The sequence below is a fragment of the Paenibacillus chitinolyticus genome, assembly GCF_045038035.1.
GTDB lineage: Bacteria > Bacillota > Bacilli > Paenibacillales > NBRC-103111 > Paenibacillus_F > Paenibacillus_F chitinolyticus_A.
This window is the reverse complement of record NZ_CP173427.1, coordinates 1,235,186-1,250,873: the sequence shown is the minus strand read 5'-3', so window position 1 is coordinate 1,250,873 and position 15,688 is coordinate 1,235,186. Positions and strand designations below refer to the sequence as shown.

The 15,688-nt window shown below is 60.7% G+C and carries 10 protein-coding genes; all 10 read right to left on the bottom strand.

What is annotated here, in order from left to right; all coding sequences use genetic code 11:
- Window positions 1–61 precede the first annotated feature (61 nt).
- Entirely contained in the window at window positions 62–1,972 is a 1,911-nt protein-coding gene (locus tag ACI48J_RS05785; RefSeq protein WP_405082108.1) for a glycosyltransferase, read from the bottom strand.
- Between the two features lie 280 nt (window positions 1,973–2,252).
- On the bottom strand, window positions 2,253–2,669 hold the full coding sequence (locus tag ACI48J_RS05780) for a hypothetical protein (RefSeq protein WP_405082106.1): 417 nt from the start codon (window positions 2,667–2,669) through the stop codon (window positions 2,253–2,255).
- 134 nt (window positions 2,670–2,803) lie between these two features.
- Window positions 2,804–3,922 carry a glycosyltransferase gene (locus tag ACI48J_RS05775; RefSeq protein WP_405082104.1) on the bottom strand — a complete coding sequence of 373 codons (1,119 nt, stop codon included), beginning with the start codon at window positions 3,920–3,922 and terminating at the stop codon, window positions 2,804–2,806.
- A 28-nt stretch (window positions 3,923–3,950) separates the two neighbouring features.
- Window positions 3,951–5,063 carry a glycosyltransferase gene (locus ACI48J_RS05770; protein WP_405082102.1) on the bottom strand — a complete coding sequence of 371 codons (1,113 nt, stop codon included), beginning with the start codon at window positions 5,061–5,063 and terminating at the stop codon, window positions 3,951–3,953.
- A complete protein-coding gene (rfbD, locus tag ACI48J_RS05765; RefSeq protein WP_405082101.1) occupies window positions 5,056–5,925 on the bottom strand; it encodes a dTDP-4-dehydrorhamnose reductase in 870 nt (289 codons plus the stop codon). The genes ACI48J_RS05770 and rfbD overlap by 8 nt, the downstream gene beginning before the upstream one ends.
- Window positions 5,922–6,938, bottom strand: a complete 1,017-nt coding sequence (rfbB, locus tag ACI48J_RS05760; protein WP_405082099.1) for a dTDP-glucose 4,6-dehydratase — start codon at window positions 6,936–6,938, stop codon at window positions 5,922–5,924. The genes rfbD and rfbB overlap by 4 nt, the downstream gene beginning before the upstream one ends.
- Entirely contained in the window at window positions 6,938–7,660 is a 723-nt protein-coding gene (locus ACI48J_RS05755; RefSeq protein ID WP_405082097.1) for a sugar phosphate nucleotidyltransferase, read from the bottom strand. Before ACI48J_RS05755 ends, rfbB begins: the two co-directional genes overlap by 1 nt.
- A gap of 260 nt (window positions 7,661–7,920) precedes the next feature.
- A complete protein-coding gene (locus ACI48J_RS05750; RefSeq protein WP_405082096.1) occupies window positions 7,921–13,812 on the bottom strand; it encodes a WIAG-tail domain in 5,892 nt (1,963 codons plus the stop codon).
- Between the two features lie 123 nt (window positions 13,813–13,935).
- On the bottom strand, window positions 13,936–15,087 hold the full coding sequence (locus tag ACI48J_RS05745; RefSeq protein WP_326054231.1) for a glycosyltransferase family 4 protein: 1,152 nt from the start codon (window positions 15,085–15,087) through the stop codon (window positions 13,936–13,938).
- Window positions 15,088–15,100: 13 nt separating this feature from the next.
- Complete coding sequence (locus tag ACI48J_RS05740; RefSeq protein WP_326054229.1) at window positions 15,101–15,436, bottom strand: L,D-transpeptidase; 336 nt, start codon at window positions 15,434–15,436, stop codon at window positions 15,101–15,103.
- Between the last annotated feature and the right edge of the window lie 252 nt (window positions 15,437–15,688).

The window sequence follows — 15,688 nt, the reverse complement described above, 5'->3', positions numbered from 1 at the left end:
TCCTTCCGTGATAGGCTGATTCCTTCAGTCCTTGAACCGCAGACCGGCTGCGGACGGGCTGTCAGGCCGCCGCGCGCACGCCCTTGCCGCGGGCCGGCTTCGCGCCGGGGCGCCTCTTGCGCGCCGCGCGCACGCTCTTGCGGCGGGCCGGCTTCGCGCCGGGGCGCCTCTTGCGCGCCGCGCGCACGCTCTTGCGGCGGGCCGGCTTCGCGCCGGGGCGCCTCTTGCGCGCCGCGCGCACGCCCTTGCGGCGGGCCGGCTTCGCGCCGGAGCGCCTCTTGCGCGCCGCGCGCACGCTCTTGCGGCGGGCCGGCTTCGCCCCGGGGCGCCTCTTGCCCGCCGCGCGCACGCTCTTGCGGCGGGCCGGCTTCGCCCCGGAGCGCCTCTTGCGCGCCGCGCGCACGCTCTTGCGGCGGGCCGGCTTCGCGCCGGAGCGCCTCTTGCGCGCCGCGCGCACGCTCTTGCGGCGGGCCGGCTTCGCGCCGGAGCGCCTCTTGCGCGCCGCGCGCACGCCCTTGCGGCGGGCCGGCTTCGCGCCGGTCCAAGGCGGCGGTGCGGCTTCGTCCGGGAAGCTCAGGGCGGCGCCGACAGGCCGTGAAGCCAAGAGCGCCTCCGGAACCCGCACCGCGCCCGCCCCGAGCCGCAGCCGCTGCGCTTCGGTCACCGGGTAACGGATGCCGTCCCGCAGCAGGTAGAAGTCCGGCCTCACGCCCCTGACGATGACCAGAGGTCCGGGCACACCGCCGAGAACAGGCGGGTCCTGCGGCTGCGGATTGTTTTGACGGAGCGCCAGCTTGTTTTCCAGCCTTGCCAGAAGCTGCTCCTGTCTGGACCGGTAAGCCTCGATGCCGAAGACGCTCCGGACTGCGTGGAAATTCGCTTCCCCGGTCTGCACCCGCAGAAGCGAGTCCTCGACCAGCTCTCTCATCCGTGCCGAGAGAGTCCGGGTATCTCCTCTCGGCACAAGAAAACGGGCATTCCCGGTATGCCCAAGAATTTCCCGCAATCCGCCGGAATCGAAAGCGATCACCGGTTTGCCGAACATCATGCCTTCCAGTGCGGTCATGCCGAAGCCCTCTTCCGTCAAGCTCGGAACGACGACGAAATCCATGGCCGTGTAGAGCGGGGCCACTTCTTTTTCAAATGCGGTCCAATGAAATCTTCCGCCGTATCCCGACTGGGCTGTCAAATCACGGCAATGCCGGTAAAAAGCGGCGTCCGTCGGTTTGCCCGCAATCAGGTAATGAACGTTAGGGTAAGCGGGACAAAGCTCCAGCGCGGCCCCGATAAAGTGATCCAATCCCTTGAGCGGATAGATGTCCGAAGCGATATAGCCCGCCAGCACTTTGCCGCCGCCGATGCCGAATCCGGCTCTGCGCCGCTCGCGCAGTCCGCTCCAGTCACCGCTCTTCGTTGTTTCCGCATGCCAGGACGGATACACCACGATCTGCGATTCCGCTTCTCTGGCGCCAAAAGGGGCTAAAGTCGCTTCCGAGATGCCCGCTACGAGATCCGCATGCCGGCAAATAAACTCCGCCGAAACCGGCGTGAAAGCCGTGTCCGTCATTTTTTCCGTAATCATCCAGAGCACCGGAATCCCGAGAGCCTTGGCCGCCACGGGGGGCAGCACGTTGACACATGTATTAGAGATGACCAGATCAGGCCGATATTGACCGAGCACGCGCAGCAATTCCACCAAAGCTCCCGGCTCCCTGGCCGGCAGCCCATCCAGCTGTTCCGTAAGACCGGCATCCGGGGTGTACACCTCCCACACGAGCGGGAACGGTACAACCAGGGTATAAATGCCGGCCGCCCGCGCCTCCCTGGAAAGAACACCTTCGCCCGGTACGACCAGGATGCAGTCATGCCTTTCTTTCAGTTCCCGGACCATGAAAAGCAGCAGCTTCTCGGCTCCGGTTATATGCTGCCGGGAGGACAAATGCGAGAACAGCATGATCCTTCGTGCATTCATCGGATACATACCTGCGGATCAGATATGGTGTTCACCTCCTTATCTGTGTGGGTAGTACAATATATTAGCGGGACATTCTACACGGCACGACAGTTGAACCCCTAGCATTCGTACAATTTGGAAAAACGCGGGACGTTTTCGCGAAAAACCGGCCTTCCTCCTCCCAAGTGCCCCGGCGGGTATCCCGCGCCTGCGCGGAAACGGAGCGGTTTGGCGAAATCCGGCCGCAATAAAAGGACTTCCCCTAAGGAAGTCCCTGGCGGGTATCCGCACCGGAACGCTACCCGGCCGCCGCCTCTGCCGGAATATGCTCTCCGTCCGCAATGCCCTGAGAGAAGCCGGCCTGGAAGCCCGAATCGTACCCTTCGTTAAATGCCTGATTGTAGGCGGCATCGACCGCGGTTCTGCGTCTCCCGGAAGCGGACAGGGGGCGTTTTTTCCTCAGTCTTCTCCCCCGGCCGGCTTTCGCGCTTTTCTTCCTGCCGCCGGTCCCCTTCGGGGAAACAACTCCCGCTTTCCTGCTTTTCGCGCCGGCCGTCCCGGACGCCTTCTTTAGCCCGGCCTTCCGTTTTACCGGCGGTTTCGATGAAGCTGCAGCGGCCGTAATCAGCCGCTTTTTAGCGGATTTTGCGGCGGCCGTTCCGGCCCTCCGCCTTTTTTTTACCCGTGCCGGTTTGGCTCCTGTCTTCTTGTTCATGGTAATTCCCCCCTTCCCCGTAAGTGATACGGACAGGCGGCTGCCGCCCCTACGCGCTTCCTTCACTATATGCCGCTGCCGTCCCCGCCGCTTTCCGCTCGCGCCCTATTGCACGCCGGGAATCCCGGGAAAAATCAACCGAATACGACCCGGAACAAGTCCGTCAGCCGGTTCGTAAATGTATGTTCCCTCATCGTCCTGCTCAAGCCGCGCAGGGCAATTTCCCTGCCTTCTTCCTCGTGAGTCAGGTAATACTCCAGCTTATCGCGGAGCTCTTCCGCCGATCCGTAGGTCACGATTTCCGTGCCGGGCTCGTAAAAACGGGACAGATCGTTCCGGATATCCGTCAGTTGAAGCACACCGCAGGCAGAAATTTCGAACGTGCGCGGATTGGGAGACACGGCTTGGATTCCGCGGCTGTTGTTGTTAAACTGTTCATCATCGTAGGCCCGATGCAGATTGATAACGATTTGCGAGCCGTTGTAGTAATCGGCCGTTTCCTCGGGACCCATCCATTTGTTGAGATTGATTCTCCCGGACAGTTTGGAATAGGCGGCGAGCCGGTCCCACCATAAGCCCGTAAAGTGAACGTCGTGTCTAAGCAGCGTGGGCGTTAAGGAATTAAAAATCTGGACCCGGTTCCAATACCCCGACCCTACGAAACACGCTCCCCTGTTGTTCCCTGCCGCAACGGCTTTGGGACGGTACACGGAGGGGTCTACGGCAAGGGGCAGATAGTGAACGTTCGGACACCCGCTTTCGGCATAAAAGCCGACGCAGTTCAGCTCTATCGTGAACACGTAGTCGAAAGACAGCGCCAGATTCAGCGTCACGTCCGTATAATACGGATCGTCCAGCAGCCAGACGGCCGTTTTGATCCCCCATTTGCGGATCAGCTCCAGCTGGTCCATGGGCAGCATCATCCCATCGAGCACCAGAACAAAGTCGGGCATTTCCCGGGCAACCGTCAAAGCCAGATCGTGAACAGGCTGGGCAAAGACCAGTTCCCGCACCATCGGCCGTATGGTTTCGATAATCCCCGTATCCAGAGGGGAATAAGGAAGTCCCTTCCCCGACGTTACATAGAGCACTTTTTTATCCCAAAAAGCCGTGGGCGCAAGAGAAATCCGGCGCATAACCGATTCGCACCTTCCCATCCGGTAACCGGCCCGGGCGCCCAGGGCGTACCCGTTCTGCCAACCTTCCGCTTGTTTTACCGCGAGAGAACGGCCTCTTTTGGACAGAGCAGCCATCTGCTCCACCTCCTTCTGCAAATTCCGTCTAGCCGAAAACGATTTGAAGCAGTCGGCTTAGCCTTGCCTCGAAGCTGTGGCTTGCGCGCGTCCTCATCATTCCGCGGACGGCTATCTCTCTTCTTCTTTCCTCGTTCCGAAGATAATACAGCAGCTTGCCTGCGCAGTCCTCCGGCGATTCGAACGTCTCTATTTCCGCACCCGGGGTATAAAATTCCGCGAGATCCCCGCGCAGGTCCGTCAATTGAAACGCGCCGCAGGCCGCTATTTCATAGGTGCGCGGGTTGATGGAACCCGCCGGCAGCCCGATTTTATTTTTGCTGTACACGCGGTCGAGGGGAGCCCGGTGCAGGTTTAAGACGATTCTGGCGCCGTTATAATACTTCGCCGCCTCGTCCATCGGCTTCCAGCCCAGGTGAATGCCCCCGCGCAGCTTCTTGTAATGCTTCAGCCGGTCCCAGAGCGCCCCGATCAGCACCACTTTGCTCCCCGCCAGAGCGGGAGCCAGCTCGTCGATAAAAGCTATGCGGTTCGGAAAGGCGTTCCCGATAAAACACACGTCGCTGAGATAGGACGGTTCCGCCGGCTGCGGGTAATAAATATGCCCGGCCGCCGCCAGAGGCAGATGGAATACACGCTCGCACCCCAAGGACCGGTAGTACGCCACCGCGTTGCGCTCATGGGTAAAAATGTAGTCGTAATGAGGCACAATTGCCGGCGTGAGATCCATAAAATACGGATCGTCCGCGAACCAGATAGCCGTCTTGATCCCGAGCCTCCGGACTCCGTCCGCCTGGGCCAGATGATCTTCCGGGAACACATGGAGTCCGTTCAGTACCAGCATCATATCCGGCATGGAGGCGGCTGCCGTCTGGAGCATATGCTCCGGCTTACACACGATAAGCTCCCGCGTCAAGCTTGCCAGCCCCTGTTGGATTCCCGCATCAATCGCTTCGAAACCCTGCAGGACAAACAGAACCCGCTTCTCGATAAAGCCGAAGGCCGGAGCGGTAAGCCGGTTCAGAACCGACTGGCAGCTGCCGTATCGGCAGCCTTGTTCCCAGCCTCGGATGTAGCCTTCGCTCCGGGCTTTCTCCGGCGTTTTCACGGGATGCCGGCCGCGTTTAACCCGTTTACGCATGGCTGGCTTCTCTCCCGTCCGCCAGGTCCGTCAGGAGAAAGTGACGGAGCGCTTCCTTCCACGGCCGGAGCGGCTTGACGCCGATCGCCCCGGCAGCCGTGTCGGCCAGCGCCGAGTGTGCTGGTCTTGCCGCCGGGAGAGGAAACATGTCGGCCTTGGCCCTGTGCAGCTTCACGCCTTCCATACCGAGAACCCGGATGATCTCGCGGGCGAATTCGTACCGGGTGCAGACGCCTACGTTCGAGCCGTGATAAGTCCCGTATTCCTCCGTTTCAAGGAGCGAGCCGATGAAGACGGCCAGATCGCGGCTGTAGGTCGGCGATCCGAATACATCGTCCACCAGGCTCAGCTCAGCCCCTCTCCTTGCCTTCTCCACGATTTTGGCGACGAAATTGTTGCCTCCGCGGCCGTACAGCCAGGAAGTCCGGACGATAAAATGACGCTCGCACAGCATCGACGCGAATTTTTCCCCGTGCAGCTTGGAGGTCCCGTATACACTGAGCGGATTCGGTTTATCCCGCTCAATATAAGGAGCGCCTTTACATCCGTCGAACACGTAATCCGTACTGACGTAGACGAACTTCGCTCCGATGCGCTCAGCCGCCTCCGCCATGTGCCAAGTGCCTGCGGAATTTACACGGTAGGCCCGGTCGATCTCGCGTTCCGCTCCGTCCACGTCCGTATAAGCCGCCGCATGGATAATAATCTCGGGCCGTTCCCGGAATACGGCCGCGTCCACGGCCGCTCCGTCTCCCACATCCAGCTCGTGCCGGGTCAATGCGGCAAGCTTATGCCGCGGGGACAGTACCCGGACAAGATCGCTTCCGAGCTGTCCGCCCGCTCCGGTAATCAGTATTTTCATGCGGGACCGCCTCCTTTCAAGAGCGGATGACCCCGGTATTCTCCGCTTAAAATCCGCTCCCACCAGGTCCGGTTCCGGACGTACCAGTCCACTGTAGAGCGCAGTCCCTCCTCAAACGTATAAGCAGGCTTCCAGCCCAGCTCGCCGGTCAGCTTGGAAGCATCGATCGCGTACCTTCTGTCATGACCCGGCCGGTCCGGAGCAAAGGAGATCAGGGTGTCGGGCTTGCCAAGCGCCTTCAGGACGGTCCGGGCGACTTCCAGGTTCGTGCGCTCGCTGCCTCCCCCGACGTTGTAAACTTCACCCGGCCTGCCGGATTCGAGCACGGCGGCGATGGCCGCACAATGATCTTCGACATGAAGCCAGTCGCGCACATGCTCCCCGTCTCCGTAGAGAGGCAGCGGCAAATCCCGCAGCGCCCGGATGATGAGAGTGGGGATCAGTTTTTCCGGAAACTGCATAGGCCCGTAATTGTTGGAGCAGCGTGTGACGGCAACCGGGTATCCGTACGTTTCGTGGTAAGCCCGCGCCAGCAGATCCGAGCCCGCCTTGGAAGCCGAATAGGGACTGTTGGGCGCAAGGGGAGTCTCTTCGGTAAAAACGCCGGAGGGTCCGAGCGTCCCGTATACCTCGTCCGTGGAGACATGGACAAATTTCGGGATACCCTCACGGCGCGCGGCTTCCAGCAGTTGCTGGGTCCCCAGCACATTCGTCCGCACGAAAGCGGCGGGTTCCCGGATGCTCCGGTCCACGTGAGATTCGGCGGCGAAATGAACGACAGCGTCTATGGAGGTTCCGCCCATCAGCCGCTCAAGAAACGGGGCGTCCGCCACATCTCCGCGAATAAACCGGTAACGGGGCGAATCCTGAAGATCCGTCAGATTATACGGGTTGCCCGCATACGTAAGCAGGTCCAGATTTATCAGCGAATCCTGCGGATGACGGTTGTGCCAGAACCGGATAAAATGACTTCCGATAAACCCCATACCGCCTGTTACAAGGAGAACGGCCATTATCCTTCCTCCTCCTTCCACATGTGACGGATCGCTTCATACAGGGATTCGTGAGTTCCCGCATCCACCCACCAATTGTTCAATATCCTGTAGGAAAGCCGGCCTTTGAGGGCATACGCGTTGTTTACGTCCGTAATTTCCAGCTCTCCCCGCTTGGAGGGACGGCACGTTTTCAGAACATGGAACACCTCGGCGTCATAGAAATAAATCCCCGTCACACTGTAAGAGGATTTCGGCCTTGCCGGTTTTTCATCAATATGGACAATCCTTCCGTCCTTCAAAACAGGCACGCCGTACCGTTCGGGGTCGGGCACTTCTTTCAGCAGCACCATGGCTCCTTCAGACTGGCTTTCGAAATCGCGAAGAAAAGGCTCCAGAGAATCCTGAAAAAGATTATCCCCGAGCAGCATCACGAATTTCTTATCCCGCCCGATAAAACGCTCCGCAAGGCCAAGCGCTTCGGCAATCCCCCCGGCCTGCTCCTGGACCGCGTACGTAATGGACACGCCCCACTGTGAGCCGCTCCCCAAATATTCCGTATACAGACCGGCGGATTGCTTGCCCGTGACCAGCAAAATTTCGTTCACGCCCGCTTCCTTCAGCTTCATCACGGAATAATGAATCATCGGATATTTCCCGACAGGCAGAAGATGCTTATTCATCAGGCTCGTCAGGGGAAGCAGTCTGCTTCCCGTTCCACCCGCCAGTATAACTCCTTTCACCAGGCATACCCCTTTCCCGCATGCTTTCCGGAAAACAAGAAAGCCGCTGCCAAACTTTCACGATTTAATTTCCAGTTCACACCTGAAGATCACATGGTAAATCATATGCTTTTCCCCATTCCGCGAATAAGGACTCCCAACCACTCTGTTCAAAATTGGCTTTTGTACGGGGCTGTTTTATCCCGGTGTAAAAAGAAAAAACCTTCCCGTTAAAGGAAGGTTTTCAATGAACGCTATTTACAAAGCTCCGTCTGCCGCAATCAGTCCCTGGAGCCGACCGCAATCCAGTTTAGAACAACGTCGAACGCAAGTCCCGGCTGTGTCCGGACAATCGAGAGGACGGCCGTCTTCACCGTTTTCTGTTTGCATACCGCATAGCAGGCCGGATGGCTGCCTGTCGCCACAAGCGTGTAAGAGGCATTCGCAAAAGGCTCCTCGAAGGAGATGCCGATTTCAAGTACGTCGTCCTGCTCCTGGAAACGGAAGTCCGTCAGACCGAACTGCTGAAGTACGGCCTTTTTGCCCGAAGGAGCCTGCACCGGCCGGAAGGCCAGTTTGCTCTCTTCTACGGCCCCTGCCGCCAGATGCTCGGCATGCACCGATTCCGGGGCCAGCTTCGCTTCCGTTACGGAAGCTTCCGCCAGATGGATCGGCTGGACCGCGCCAGCGGAAATTTTGTTGAAAGTAATGCTGCCCTCGGCCAAATGGCCGTTCTCGACGGATTGGCTCCGGAGATGCCCAGCCCCGATCGAACCCGAAGCGATTTTGTCTTCCGTGACAGAACCGTTTGCGAGATGATTCGTGTTCACGGCATCGGCCTGCAAATGCGCGCTTCCCACGGACGATGGCGCCAGTTTAGCGGAAGATACCGCTTCGTCCGCAAGCTTTTCACCGGTCACCGCCCTGTTCGCGATAAGGAGGGACAGAACCGAGGAAGCCTGCAAATGCCCGCTCGCCACAGATCCCATCGCCAGGTGATCTTCCGTGATGCTCTTCGGAGCCAAGCGGGCCCCGCGTGGATCGGCAAGCTCCGGGAACGAAAGCGCGTCCGGATGAAGGTGCGCCAGTGTTATAGTTCCCGGTTGGACGTGATCGCCGGTTACGGCTCCTTTTGCCAGCGCTTCACCGGTCACGGCTCCTGCCGCTAGCGCTTTGCTTGTCACGGCTCCTGCCGCTAGCCCTTCACTCGTCACAGAGCCTTCCGCTAACGCTTCGCTCGTCACAGAGCCTGCCGCCAGCGCTTCGCTTGTTACCGTGCCCGCCGCCAGCGCCTCGCTCGTCACAGAGCCGCCCGCCAGCGCCTCGCTTGTCACCGATCCGCTCGCCAGCGCTTTGCTCGTCACCGATCCGTACGCCAGCGCTTTACTCGTCACCGATCCGCTCCCCAGCGCTTTACTCGTCACCGATCCGTACGCCAGCGCTTTACTCATCACCGATCCGTACGCCAGCGCTTCGCTTGTCACGGCGCCGCTCGCCAGTGCTTCGCTCGTCACGGCTCCTTTCGCCAGCGCCTCACTCGTCACCGCGCCTGCCGCTAACGCTTCGCTCGTCACGGTACCTTCCGCCAGCGCTTCGCTTGTCACGGCGCCGCTCGCCAGTGCTTCGCTCGTCACGGCTCCTTTCGCCAGCGCCTCACTCGTCACCGCGCCTGCCGCTAACGCTTCGCTCGTCACGGTACCTTCCGCCAGCGCTTCGCTTGTCACGGCGCCGCTCGCCAGCACCTCGCTCGTCACGGCACCTGCCGCTAACGCTTCGCTCGTCACGGCACCTGCCGCCAGCGCTTCGCTTGTCACGGCGCCGCTCGCCAGCGCCTCGCTCGCCACCGCGCCTGCCGCAAGCGCTTCGCTCGTCACCGACCCGTTCGCCAGCGCTTCGCTCGTCACCGCTCCTTCGGCCAGCGCCTCACTCGTCACCGCGCCTGCCGCCAGTGCTTCGCTGATCACCGACCCGTTCGCCAGCGCTTCGCTCGTCACCGATCCTTCGGCCAGCGCCTCACTCGTCACCGCGCCTGCCGCCAGTGCTTCGCTCGTCACCGACCCGTTCGCCAGCGCTTCGTTCGTCACCGATCCTTCGGCCAGCGCCTCGCTCGTCACCGCGCCAACCGCCAGCGCTTCACCGGTCACGGCTCCTGCCGCTAGCGCTTTGCTTGTCACGGCTCCACTCGCCAGTGCTTCGCTCGTCACGGCACCTGCCGCCAGTGCTTCGCTCGTTACCGCGCCTGCCGTCAGCGCCTCGCTCGTCACCGCTCCTGCCGCCAACGCTTCGCTCGTTACCGCGCCTGCCGCCAGTGCTTCGCTCGTCACGGCGCCTTCCGCTAGCGCTTCGCTCGTCACCGACCCGTTCGCCAGCGCTTCGCTCGTCACCGCGCCTGCCGCCAGCGCTTCGCTCGTCACGGCTCCATCCGCCAGCGCTTCACTCGTTACCGCGCCTGCCGCTAGCGCTTCACTCGTCACCGATCCGTACGCCAGCGCTTCGCTCGTCACGGCTCCATCCGCCAGCGCTTCACTCGTCACCGATCCGCTCGCCAGCGCTTCGCTCGTCACCGCGCCTGCCGCCAGCGCTTCGCTCGTTACCGTGCCTTCCGCCAGCGCCTCGCTCGTCACCGATCCGCTCGCCAGTGCTTCGCTCGTCACCGATCCGCTCGCCAGCGCTTTACTCGTCACCGATCCGCTCGCCAGTCCTTTGCTCGTCACCGATCCGTACGCCAGCGCTTTACTCGTCACCGCTCCATACGCGAGCGCTTCACTCGTTACGGCTCCGTTCGCCAGCGCTTCGCTCGTCACCGCTCCGTCCGCCAGCGCTTCGCTGGTCACCGATCCGTCCGCCAGCGCTTCACTTGTCACCGCGCCTTCCGCCAGCGCTTCGCTGGTCACCGATCCGTACGCCAGCGCTTCGCTGGTCACGGCACCTTCCGCCAGTGCTTCGCTCGTCACCGCTCCGTCCGCCAGCGCTTCGCTTGTCACCGATCCGTCCGCCAGCGCTTCACTTGTCACCGCGCCTTCCGCCAGCGCTTCGCTTGTCACCGATCCGTACGCCAGCGCTTCGCTCGTCACCGCACCTTCCGCCAGCGCTCCGGTTGTCACCGCACCTTCTGCCAGCGCTTCGCTCGTCACCGCTCTGTACGCCAGCGCTTCGCTCGTCACCGATCCGTACGCCAACGCTTCGGTTGTCACCGATCCGTACGCCAGCGCTTCGCTCGTCACCGCGCCCTCCGCCAGCGCTTCGCTCGTCACCGCTCCTGCCGCTAACGCTTCGCTCGTCACGGCACCTTCTGCCAGCGCCCCGCTTGTCACCGCGCCCTCAGCCAACGCTTCGCTCGTTACGGCCCCTTTCGCGAGCGCTTCGCTCGTCACGGCACCTTCTGCCAGCGCTTCGCTCGTTACCGCTCCGTACGCCAGCTCCTCACTCGTCACCGCACCCGCAGCCAGCGCTTCGCTTGTCACCGCGCCTTCCGCCAGCGCTTCGCTCGTTACCGCTCCGTGCGCCAGCTCCTCACTCGTCACCGCGCCCGCAGCCAGCGCTTCGCTTGTCACCGCGCCTTCCGCCAGCGCCTCGCTCGTTACCGCTCCGTACGCCAGCGCTTCACTGGTCACGGCTCCTTTCCCTAGCGCTCCACTCGTGACGGCGCCTTCCGCCAGAGCCCTACTCGTCACGGCTCCGCTTGCCAGCGCTTCGCTCGTTACGGCGTCTTCCGCGAGCGCTTCGCTCGTCACCGACCCATTCGCCAGCGCATCCCTCGTCACGGCTCCGCTCGCCAGAGCATCCCTCGTCACGGCACCTTCCGCCAGCGCCTCACTCGTGACGGCGCCTGTCGTCAGCGCTTCCCTCGTCACCGAACCTGCCGCGAGCGCCTCACTCGTCACCGAGCCTGCCGCCAGCGTTTTGCTGGTCACGGCGCCTACGGCCAGCGCTTTACCGGTCACCGAGTCTGCCGCCAGCTTCTCGTTCGTCACCGAACCCGCCGCCAGCGCTTCACTCGTTACCGCCCCGCCCGCCAGCGCTTCACTCGTCACTGAGCCGCTCGCCAGCGCCTTGCTCGTCACGGCTCCGCTCGCCAATGCTTCGGTCGTCACGGCGCCTTCCGCCAGCGTTTCCCTGGTCACGGCCCCCTCCGACAATGCATCGCCCGTCACGGCTCCGCTCGCCAGCGTCTCGCTTGTCACCACGCCTTTCGCCAAATGCTGCTGCTTAACAGAGCCCGCCGCCAGATGGCGTCCTTCCACAGCGCTTGAGGCGAGATGAATACCGCTAACCGCGCCTTCCTTCAAGTGGCTTCCGTTCACGCTCTGCTCGGCTATTTTAGCCGCCGTAATCGCGTTGTTCGCAATATGAACGGACTGTACGCTGAACGGCTGGATATGCTCGCTTTCTACGGCTCCGCGGGCCAGCTTTTTGCTCGTTACGCTGCTGTCGTTCAGTTTGGCAGTACTGACCGCATAATCCGTCAGTTTATCCGTCGAGACCGATTCCGTCGCAAGTTTCGATGTGGTGACGGCCTGATTCGCCAAGTGAGATGTCAAAACCGCACTCTCGTCGATATGACGGCTTTCGACAGCTCTCCGGCCGATTTTCAACGATTTTACGGCTCCGTTCTCAATCAGCTCCTCCGTAATCTGAGCCGAACCGATATGGCTGGAACGGATTTCTCCCTCCGCGATATGAACCGATAGAACAGAACCGTCCGCCAAATGTTCGGGACGAACCGACTTTCTCGCAAGCTCTCGGAAGCCCACCGCTTCTTCCGCCAGCCGGGCGGAATCGACGGCGCCGGGAGCCAGCTTTTCCGTTGTCACGGAGCCCGGTTTCAAATGCTCGCTGCCGATCACTCCGGCTCCGATATGCTGGTCCCCCACCGAACCTTTCGCCAAGTGGATGGCATTCACCGCTCCGGCGGAAAGTTTGTCGCCCGATACCGTTCCCGACACCAAATGGGATGCCGAAATACTGGCCGGCGCAATTTTTTCCCCGGTCACCGCTTCGTGCCGCAGCTTCTCGGTAGTTATCGCATCTTCGGCAAGCTTCGCCGAATTAATGACATAGTTGCCCAGATGTCGGGACTGGACGGCGCCGCTTTTGATTTTATCCGAGGTCACGGCCTGATCTTCAAGCAGTTCAGGGGTTATGCTGGCTTCGGCCAAATGATGAGACTGGATCGAGTAAGGAGCGAACTTGGCCGCATCGATCGTCCCGTCGGCAAGTTTTTCGACCGTGATGCTTTTATCCGCGATTTTATCGCTGGTGATCGAGCGGATCTGGATATGATCGCCGTTCACGATGCCATAAGCCAGATGCTCGCGGAGCACGGCACCGGGAGCGAGTTTCTCGCTGGTTACACTGCCGTCGGCCAGTTTCGAGCGCTCAACCGAAAAGTCTTGAAGGGAGCGTGTGCCGATACTGTTCGGCTTCATTTTCGTCTCGTCGATGGCGCGGCTGGCGATCTTCTCACCCGTAACGGCGGCTTCCACAATATCGTCGGTATACACGACACCTTCGCTGCCGCGTTCTTCTTTGCGCTCCGACAAAAGCAGCAGCGGCGAACCGTTTCTGCCGGTTTTGACAGTGTCCGGCTGGGCTTGACGGTTTGAACTACCGGTATCTTCCGGAGCTTTTTGTGTTTCTGAAGCTTTTGGTATTTCTGAAGTTTTCGGTGCTTCCGGAGCCTTTAGGGCTTCCGGGGCTGCCGGAGCTTCTAAAGCTTCCTGAACATCGGAAGCCACGACTGCATCGTCGTCCTCCTCACTTATCGAGTGGTCTTTGGCCGTATCGTGCACCAGCAAAGATTCTTCGAAATCCTCCGGCATTTCTTCGCCCGCGTAGATATCATCGTCTTGCGCAAGCTCAGAGGCAACCGACTTGATCTCGCTTTTTTCCTGCGCGGCGGGTGCGGATGCCTTCGTAAAACCTTTTCCGTCCGATTCCGTCTGCTTTCCTCCGCCGGCAGCTCCTTCGGCTTTCGCCCTGAGGAGACCCTGCGGTTTTGGCCGCTCGGCTTTACGGAGCGCTTCGGCTTCCGCTTTGGATAGGACGGCATCTTCACGCTCTTTCTTCTTCTTCGGTTCCTCATCCAGCCAGCGCAACTCATTCATGCTCGCATTGTATTTACTGGAAGCCGGACGCTGCGCGCCTCCCGCCGGGTTTTTCTTTTTTTTCATTCCCATCTCCCTTTCCGGTTCTTCTCCCTCCTGTATCCTATGCAGCGTTTCGCTCCGGTGTTTATGCCTATTTATGAAAAAAAAAGGCACGGACATGGTCCGGCCCCGATCACCTATTTTTTTTCAGGGCAGCAGATCGTAAAAAGCCCGCTGTCTCTCCGCCATCTTCTCCCACGTGTACAGCTCCGCCACCCGCTCCAGGCAGCGCCTGCCCATCTGCCGCCTCAGCTCGTCGTCGGCCAGAAGCCGGGAGACGGCCTGCGCCAGTTCCGCTTCCACCGACTGAAGGGGCACCAGCAGCCCGGTCGCTTCGTGGAGAACAATCTCGGGAATCCCTCCGACACGCGTGGCTACAACCGGCACCCCCGAGGACATGGCCTCCACGTTGACGAGGCCGAACGCTTCGATCCGCATCGAAGGAACGGCGACGACATCGGCGAGACGGAACCAGGCCGGGATCGAATCGTGCGACACGTAAGGAATGAAGCGGATGTGGTCCGGATACGGGGCCGCCAGTCTTTTCAGCTTCCTGACGTAAGCGGTCTGTCTCGTGCTGCCGTAGCCCGCCCCGCCGATGACGAGCAGCGCCGCATCCGGATGAGCGGCAAACACGGCGGGCATCGCGCGCAGGAGCTGCTCGACGCCCTTCATCGGCATAAGCCGTCCGGCGAAGACAATCACTTTGCGTCCCGACAGCCCCAGGGACGCCAGCATTTCCTGCCGGGCTTCCTCGTGAAACATCCGGGGAGCGAAAATGGCCGGGTCCGCTCCCAGCGGATTCACCACAACCTTATTGGCAACAGAAGGCGCGCGCCGGATAACCTCCTGGCGCAAATAATCGCTGTTGACGAAAATAAGATCGGCGCAGCGGAGGCATTCGGCGACCTCTTTGCGCCCGATGTGAGGCTTCGATATGAACGTGATCGAATGCAGCCCGAGGCAAATGGTCGCCCGCTTCATCCGCTTCCGTAAATACCGGACGAACCGGGGACGATTCTCCACCTGAATAAGATCGGGATTCATCGGTTTCAGCTTCCGGTAAACGGCCTCTATATACGGAAGGCCGCTTTTGTAGCTCGGCCGCACATAAGTGACTCCTCCGATCTGCTCTCTTGCCGGTCTGCGTCTCGTTCTTCTGCCCAATACGGTGACCTGAGCCGCCTCACTGAGCCGGTCCGCCAGCCGCTCCACCACGTGCTCGACCGAACTGCTGGTACCGGAAGGAACGGCGAACGATCCCGGCGACACAATAGCGATGGATGAGATGTTCATCATTCACCTTCCTCTCTTATGGGTGAATCCGCACGGCAGTACCTATCGGAACGACGCGGGACAGCGCCAGCACATCCTTGTTTTGCATTCTTATACAGCCATGGGAAGAACGCTTGCCGATGGAAGAGGGATCGTTGGTTCCATGGATACCGTAATGCTTCTTCGACAATCCCATCCAGAAAACTCCGAAGGGTCCGCCGGGATTCGGCTCCTTGTTGACGATGGTGAACGTGCCTTCCGGAGTACTCGTTCCCACCTTCCCCACACCGACCGGATAAGTACTCACGGTATTGCCGTCATCGTATAACGTCAGGACGAATGTCGAGGTATTGATGTCGATGCGATATGCCATCTTGTGACCTCCTTAGGTACGGCATCCAAGACCTTCAAACCTGCTGTGTAACGCTCCTTCTTTAGGATATGCGGCCGGACTCGCCTTGGTTGGGTAAATTGCCAATAGAAAAACACCCGGAGCCGGGACCGCCTGCAAACAATAGGGCGCACGAACCGGAGGAAGGGTGTCTTTGAACCGTTCTGGAGGCCGTATAAATGAAGCTGTCCTTCATTTATACGGAGAAGCCGCACAGTCCCCTATGCAACGCTG